The sequence below is a fragment of the Aeromonas sp. ZOR0002 genome (assembly GCF_963866995.1).
Taxonomy (GTDB): Bacteria; Pseudomonadota; Gammaproteobacteria; order Enterobacterales; family Aeromonadaceae; genus Aeromonas; species Aeromonas caviae.
Map to the genome: position 1 here is coordinate 1 of NZ_CAWMFQ010000379.1, position 6,740 is coordinate 6,740.

The following is a 6,740-nucleotide window of genomic DNA, read 5'->3' on the forward strand; positions in this document are numbered from 1 at the left end:
TCTCCGACATGGCGGGTCAGATCGCCACCGCCGCCGAGGAGCAGACCCAGGTGACCGGTGAAATAACCCAGAACACCACCGCCATCAAGGATGTGAGCGACGAGATCACCGCTTCCGCCATGCGCGACCTGGATCAGGCGCACAACCTCAAGGGGCGTGCCACCAACCTGAACCAGCAGGTGTCGACCTTTATTTTGTAAGGAAGGTCAGGCCGCAGTCCTACCGTGGCGTCAGTAAAAAGCCCCGCACCTTGGTGCGGGGCTTTTTGTTGCCTGCCGTCGGCCCCTTGGTGGGGGTCGGGGCAGCGTCCAGGGGCCAGCAAGCAAAGAGCCCACCGCAAGGTGGGCTCTGTCATACGGGGCCTGCGTCCGGGATCACAGGAAGGGCAGGGCCAGGAACAGCTTTATCACCACGGCGTTGATGATGTCGATGAAGAAGGCACCGACCATGGGCACCACCAGGAAGGCCAGGTGGGAGGGGCCAAAGCGCTGGGTGATGGCCTGCATGTTGGCAATGGCAGTGGGGGTGGCGCCGAGGCCGAAGCCGCAGTGACCCGCCGCCAGCACGGCCGCATCATAGTTGCGCCCCATGACCCGGAAGGTGACGAAGATGGCGTAGAGCGCCATGGCCACCGTCTGCACGGCCAGCAGGATGAAGATGGGCAGGGCCAGGCTTGCCAGCTCCCACAACCTGAGGCTCATCAGCGCCATGGCGAGGAAGAGCGACAGGCTGACGTTGCCGAGCAGGGAGACCTCGCGGTCGCTCACTTCGTGCCAGTTGAGCAGGGTGAGCAGGTTGCGCAGCAGCACGCCGACAAAGAGCACGCAGACGAAGATCGGCAATTCGAAGACGCCGCCCTTGAGGTAGAGGGCCAGCATTTCGCCCCCTTTCAGGCTGATGGCGATGAGTGCCAGGGTCTCGATCAGGCTGAAGGTGGTGAGCGGGCGCTCCATGTCCGGCATCTCGAAGCCCTGGGGGGCGCCGTCACGGTTGTGCTCCTCACCGGGCACCTGCACTTTCTTCACCAGATAACGGGCCACCGGGCCGCCGATGAGGCCCCCCAGCACCAGGCCGAAGGTGGCACAGGCAATCGCCAGCTCGGCGGCGGATTGCACGCCGTATTTCTCGGTGAAGATGGAGCCCCAGGCCGCCCCGGTGCCGTGGCCGCCGGAGAGGGTGATGGAGCCGGCCAGCAGCCCCATGTGGGGATCCAGCCCCAGCAGGGTGGCCAGACCCACCCCCAGGGTGTTCTGCACCAGCAGCAGGCCGGTGACCACCAGCAGGAAGGTGGCCACCGCCTTGCCGCCGCGCTTGAGGCTGCCCAGATCGGCGGAGAGGCCGATGGAGGCGAAGAAGGTCAGCATCAGGGCCGTCTGCAGGCTGGTATCAAATTGCAGTTCGATCTGCAGGGTGGAACGCAGCACCAGCAGCACCAGGGCAACCACCAGGCCACCGGCCACGGGTTTGGGGATGTTGAAAGTGCGCAGGGGTCCTATCTTGTTGACCAGCAGGCGGCCAAGCAGCAGCACCAGGGTCGCGGCGACCAGGGTGGCGTAGGCATCAAGTTGTAGCATTCAGTGCTCCCATGTTGATCGGCTGTGTCTTTGGCGAGAAAGACTCACGGATCCAGCCGGGATGAAACAGAGTGGCGAACGCGCCAGTGACAGAGGGGCCGCAGCCCCGTCCCTCTGCAAAAGAGGGGGTCGACACGAGCCCGTGTTCGTCGGGCGTCCAGATGAGATTTGTGAAAAATCCGCCGGATACTAGCAAAAAACACCAAGTACATCCACATATGTCACATTAATGATTAAAACATGGTGTTAGCATGGCATTTAAAACTTCCTCGCCGAGTGCGCTCCGGATCGCAACAATGCTGCTGCGGCTGTCATTTGCAGCGGCACTCTTTATAATTCGCCCGGTTCCGCCCCCACGGGAGGACACAGACCCTCAAGAGGTCTGCTGATGACCGATATTGAGCCCGCCCGCACCATCTGAAGGACGGGGGGCTGTATCGGTTGAGCCCTGTTTGATTTGCCGGTTTCCAGTCCAGAGAGAGGAGAGGGTGTGAAGAAGTCCATCTACATTGCCTACACAGGCGGCACCATAGGGATGCAGCGTTCCGACCACGGTTATGTACCGATGGCGGGCTTCATGGAGGACTGTCTGGCACGGATGCCCGAGTTCCATCGACCGGAAATGCCCGATTACCATATCCACGAATATGCCCCCCTCATCGACTCTTCCGACATGACGCCGGCAGACTGGCAGCGCATCGCCGAGGATATCAAGGGCAACTACGACAAGTACGACGGTTTCGTCATTTTGCACGGCACCGACACTATGTCGTTCACCGCGTCTGCGCTCTCCTTCATGCTCGAAGATCTGCACAAGCCGGTCATCATCACCGGCTCCCAGATCCCCCTGGCCGAGCTGCGCTCGGACGGTCAGCAGAACCTGCTCAACGCCCTCTATATCGCGGCCAACTACCCGATCCACGAGGTGACGCTCTTCTTCAACAACCAGCTCTATCGCGGCAACCGCAGCAAGAAGGTGCATGCCGACGGCTTCCACGCCTTCGACTCGCCCAACTACCCGCCCCTGCTCAATGCCGGTATCGCCATCTCCCTGGAGGCAGGTGAGCTGGGCGTGCCGTGCGATCGCCCCCTGGTGCTGCACGACATCACCCCCCAGCCCATCGGGGTGGTGACCCTCTATCCGGGGATATCGGCTGAGGTGATAGCGAACATCCTGCAACAGCCGGTGCGTGCGCTGATCCTGCTCTCCTTCGGGGTGGGCAATGCGCCCCAGAACCCGGCCATGCTGGCGCTGCTCTCCGAGGCATCTGCCCGGGGCGTCATCATCGTCAACCTGAGCCAGTGCCTGCACGGCAAGGTCAACATGGGGGGCTATGCCACCGGCAACGCCCTCTCCCGTGCGGGAGTCATCTCGGGCTTTGACATGACCGCCGAGGCGGCGCTCACCAAGCTGCACTTCCTGCTGAGCCAGGATCTGCCGGCGCCGCGCATCCGCGAGCTGATGCAGCAGTCCCTGCGGGGTGAACTGACCCCCTGACTTTCCCTCCCACCCTAACCCTCTCCCAGCGGGGGAGGGGATAGATCGAGGTGGCGAGGTTTGCCATGAAGATCGCCGGCAGGTGGCCCGCTGACTGCTCGCAGGTGCGTGCCAGCTCCCTTCTCCCCTGGTGGGAGAAGGGCCGGGGATGAGGGGGATGAGTCATCCTGCATAGAGAGGAAAAAAAGAGGGGAGCCATAATGGCTCCCCTCTTTCGTTTCGTTACCGCGATAGGTGACGTGCGGCCTGCCTCAGTGGCTAAGGTCGACCCGCACTATCTCTTCCTCATCGCGATATTGGCGCTTGAGCTCGCTCTTGCTCTTCATCACGATCTCGCCGTCACGGCCGATGTTCATGTGCTCGGGGTTCTCAAGGTGCATCGCCTGCCAGGCCATCACGGCCTGCAGGGAAGTGGCCTTCTGCTCCTCGGTGAGGGGCTTGCCATCCGGCCATTTGCCGAGCTCGACCGCAGTCTTGAGCCGCTCGTACACCTCTTTGGGCATCTGCGCTATCGCTTGTTGAAACGTCACTTGCTGAGACGACATCCGGCCTCTCCTTGAAAATTGAGCCATGAACACGGGGTCAGGCGGGCAGATCCTGTCGGACTATACCGGCAGATCCTGGCGGACTACGCCAGCCATCTGCTCCATCACCCGTACTACCTGACAACTGTACCCGAACTCGTTGTCATACCACACGTAGAGCACGCAGTGATCCCCCTCGGCGATGGTAGCCTGGGAGTCGACGATGCCCGCAAAACGGGAGCCCACCATGTCGGAGGAGACCAGCTCGGTGCTGGCGCTGAAATCGATCTGGCGATGCAGGGCCGAGCTCAGTGCCATTTGCTGCAGATAGGCGTTGAGGTTCTCCCGATCGGTGGTCTGCTCCAGCGACAGGTTGATGATGGCAAGCGACACGTTGGGTGTGGGCACCCGGATGGCGTTGCCGGTCAACTTGCCCTTGAGCTCCGGCAGCGCCTTGGCCACCGCCTTGGCGGCACCGGTGCTGGTCATCACCATGTTGAGGGCGGCGCTGCGACCGCGGCGCTCGCCCTTGTGATAGTTGTCGATGAGGTTCTGATCGTTGGTGTAGGAGTGGACCGTCTCCACGTGGCCGTGGCGGATGCCGTATTTGTCCTGCATCACCTTGAGCACCGGGGTGATGGCGTTGGTGGTGCAGGAGGCGGCGGAGACTATCTTGTCATCCGGCCCGATTACCTCGTGGTTGACCCCGAACACCACGTTCTTCATCTCCCCCTTGCCGGGAGCGGTCAGCAGCACCCGGGCGGCGCCGCGGGCCTTGAGGTGCTCGGACAGGCCCGCCTCGTCACGCCAGACGCCGGTGTTGTCAACGATCAGCGCATTGTCGATGCCGTAGGCGGTGTAGTCGATGTCGGCCGGGCTGTTGGCGTAGATCACCTGGATGAAGGTGCCGTTGGCGATGATGGCGCTGCGTTCTGCATCCACCTCGATGGAGCCGTTGAAGGGGCCGTGCACCGAATCGCGGCGCAGCAGACTGGCACGCTTCTCCAGATCCCCGTCGCGACCGCCGCGCACCACGATGGCGCGCAGGCGCAGGGAGTTGGCGGCGCCGGTGCGCTCGATGAGCAGACGGGCCAGCAGGCGGCCGATGCGGCCGAAGCCGTAGAGCACCACGTCGGTCGGGGTGGGCACGGCACTGCGGTTCAGGGCCGGTGCCAGCTTGGCACGCAGATAGTCCTCGATGCCGGCTTCATCCTGGTGATCCTGCCAGTAGCCCACGGCCAGTTTGCCGAGATCGACTTCGGCGGCGGTGGGGTTCAGGGCGACGATGGCGCGCAGGAGAGGGAAGCTTTGCTGGATGGGCAGCGGGGTGCCCTGGTGGCGGCGAACGACCCGGTGGGCCTTGAGGATATCGATGGTGGAGGCGTTTTGCAGGGGGCGTCCGTAGAGGGTGATCTCTATCCCTTGCTGTCGGTAGAGGCGACCTATCAAGGGTTGCATGGCTTCGGCGAGCTCCTGGCTCTCCTGCCACGCCTGCAAGTAGTGCTCGTGGGTCATTAACCAGATCCTTTTATTTCACGTTGTTGAAGCAAGTTGCCTGGGCAAATTGAAATTCGTCGAAGGCAGATCAGTGTAGGGCTGATGGTTTCGTTATATTATTCTGCAATCGCGGCCTTATACGGCGCGCGCATTGTAATGGATATGTAGCCTGTTTGCTAGTTGGCGGTGGCCGGTGCGGGTTGCGATTGTTATCAACCAGATGTGAACCATGACCCTATTCTCACAGCGTCCGTTACTGCTTTCCCTCGCTTGTTGCCTGACGTTGACGGCCTGCGACGACGACAGGATCCACAACATCTGCTCCCAATATCCCGCCCTGTGCGCGGACCTGGTGGACGACGGCTGGTGTCGCTATGAGCGCAGCGACGTCATTCGCGGTCGTTACTATCTCCAGGAAGAGGGGACGGACAGGCGCAAGTACGATCTGATGCGCGGCCTGGAGCGTTATCTGCAGTGCGCCGAGCACTCCACCAACATCGAGTACAAGCGGGCCAGGGAGCAGAAGAGCCCCAGAGTGGAAGGGATGCTGGCCGCCGGCCGTCAACTGGAGCAACTGGACGCGCAGACCCGGGGCTCCCGGGATCCCTACCTGCTGCTTTGGCACTGGACCAACAACACCAGCCCCGAGGCCCGCGTGAGCTTCCTCGCGCAGGAGGGGACGCCGAGCCTCGAGGAGCCCGAGCTGCAACTGGCGCTCGGCGGCATTTATGCCAAGAGCGAGCCCGAGAAGGCCATCAGGCTGATGCACCATGCGCTCTCTCTCTATCGGGAGGGGGACAAGGTCAACAGCCGGATCCTCACCGCCCTCAGCACCCTCTACATGGGGCAGAAGCGATTTGATCAGGCCTATCTGTGGGGCAAGGTGAGCGAGTCATTCCAGGAGAGCCCCGAGGTCTCCGCCACCCGGCTCGGCATTTACCATGCCATCGGCAAGGAGGAGCAGGAGACGCTGGACGACCAGGCGGCCACCATCGTCGATGCACTCAGGCAGGGGAGCTACCGCACACCATGAATCCGACCCTGACAGAGGTCCGGGAGTGGGCCCATCCCTTCGATATCCGTCTCGTCCACGGCCAGATCCGCGGCGAGGACAGGGTGCTTGAACGGGCCACGGTGAGGGCCGTGGTGATGCGTGGTGATCGACTGCTGCTGGTGCACTCCCGCGTCAATGGGGATCTCATGTTCCCCGGGGGCGGCATCGAGCACGGGGAGGCGCACGATGCGGCCCTGGCCCGGGAGCTGCGGGAAGAGTGTGGCGCCGAGCTGGTGGCCGTGGGCCCCCTGCTGGGAGAGACCCGGGAGTATCGTGCCGCGCGCGAGCCGGATTACGATGCCTACTGCATCCGATCGTCCTATTACCTCTGCCGGGTCGGGGAGGACTGGAGTGCACCGCGCCCCCAGCCCTACGAGATCCGGCTCGGCTTTACGCCGGGCTGGTTCCCCCTGGCCGAGGCCCTGCAGACCAACAAGACCCAGCTGGCGGGTCCCTGTCCCCAGTGGACGGCGCGAGAGACCCGGGTGCTGGCAGAGTTGCACCGCTGGCAAGCGTCCGGCTTGCTGACCTGACAAGGCCGCTTGCCCCATAAAAAAAGGCGCTGTCCCAATTATGTGTTGGAAGGCTAATCT

At 62.8% G+C, this 6,740-nt stretch carries 6 protein-coding genes and 1 pseudogene; 4 read left to right on the plus strand and 3 right to left on the minus strand.

All coding sequences use genetic code 11. The annotated features are described in order from the left end of the window. Nucleotides 1–200 (plus strand): annotated as a pseudogene (locus tag AACR77_RS20540) (methyl-accepting chemotaxis protein); the annotation flags it as partial. A 174-nt stretch (nt 201–374) separates the two neighbouring features. Here AACR77_RS20540 and gltS read toward each other — a convergent pair. Beyond that, complete coding sequence (gene gltS / locus AACR77_RS20545) at nt 375–1,574, minus strand: sodium/glutamate symporter (protein ID WP_042881169.1); 1,200 nt, start codon at nt 1,572–1,574, stop codon at nt 375–377. A 490-nt stretch (nt 1,575–2,064) separates the two neighbouring features. Between gltS and ansA the strand changes: the two genes are divergently transcribed. Further along, entirely contained in the window at nt 2,065–3,072 is a 1,008-nt protein-coding gene (gene ansA / locus AACR77_RS20550) for an asparaginase (protein WP_010675424.1), read from the plus strand. A gap of 251 nt (nt 3,073–3,323) precedes the next feature. On the opposite strand, the gene AACR77_RS20555 is transcribed toward ansA, so the two are convergent. Both AACR77_RS20555 and AACR77_RS20560 read right to left on the minus strand, forming a co-directional pair. Then, nucleotides 3,324–3,617: a YeaC family protein gene (locus AACR77_RS20555; RefSeq protein WP_010675423.1), complete on the minus strand. Its 294-nt coding sequence runs from the start codon at nt 3,615–3,617 to the stop codon at nt 3,324–3,326. Nucleotides 3,618–3,677: 60 nt separating this feature from the next. Beyond that, nucleotides 3,678–5,111 carry a glyceraldehyde-3-phosphate dehydrogenase gene (locus AACR77_RS20560; RefSeq protein WP_042881171.1) on the minus strand — a complete coding sequence of 478 codons (1,434 nt, stop codon included), beginning with the start codon at nt 5,109–5,111 and terminating at the stop codon, nt 3,678–3,680. A gap of 211 nt (nt 5,112–5,322) precedes the next feature. Here AACR77_RS20560 and AACR77_RS20565 point away from each other — a divergent pair, with 211 nt between their 5' ends. Beyond that, complete coding sequence (locus AACR77_RS20565) at nt 5,323–6,126, plus strand: DUF2989 domain-containing protein (protein ID WP_042881173.1); 804 nt, start codon at nt 5,323–5,325, stop codon at nt 6,124–6,126. Then, entirely contained in the window at nt 6,123–6,680 is a 558-nt protein-coding gene (locus AACR77_RS20570; RefSeq protein WP_010675420.1) for an NUDIX domain-containing protein, read from the plus strand. The genes AACR77_RS20565 and AACR77_RS20570 overlap by 4 nt, the downstream gene beginning before the upstream one ends. Nucleotides 6,681–6,740 lie beyond the last annotated feature (60 nt).

Bases quoted from the DNA above. Each gene is read 5' to 3' on its own strand.
- gltS (WP_042881169.1), bottom strand. From the start codon at position 1,574: ATGCTACAACTTGATGCCTACGCCACCCTGGTCGCCGCGACCCTGGTG.
- AACR77_RS20555 (WP_010675423.1), bottom strand. From the start codon at position 3,617: ATGTCGTCTCAGCAAGTGACGTTTCAACAAGCGATAGCGCAGATGCCC.
- AACR77_RS20560 (WP_042881171.1), bottom strand. From the start codon at position 5,111: ATGACCCACGAGCACTACTTGCAGGCGTGGCAGGAGAGCCAGGAGCTC.
- AACR77_RS20565 (WP_042881173.1), top strand. From the start codon at position 5,323: ATGACCCTATTCTCACAGCGTCCGTTACTGCTTTCCCTCGCTTGTTGC.
- AACR77_RS20570 (WP_010675420.1), top strand. From the start codon at position 6,123: ATGAATCCGACCCTGACAGAGGTCCGGGAGTGGGCCCATCCCTTCGAT.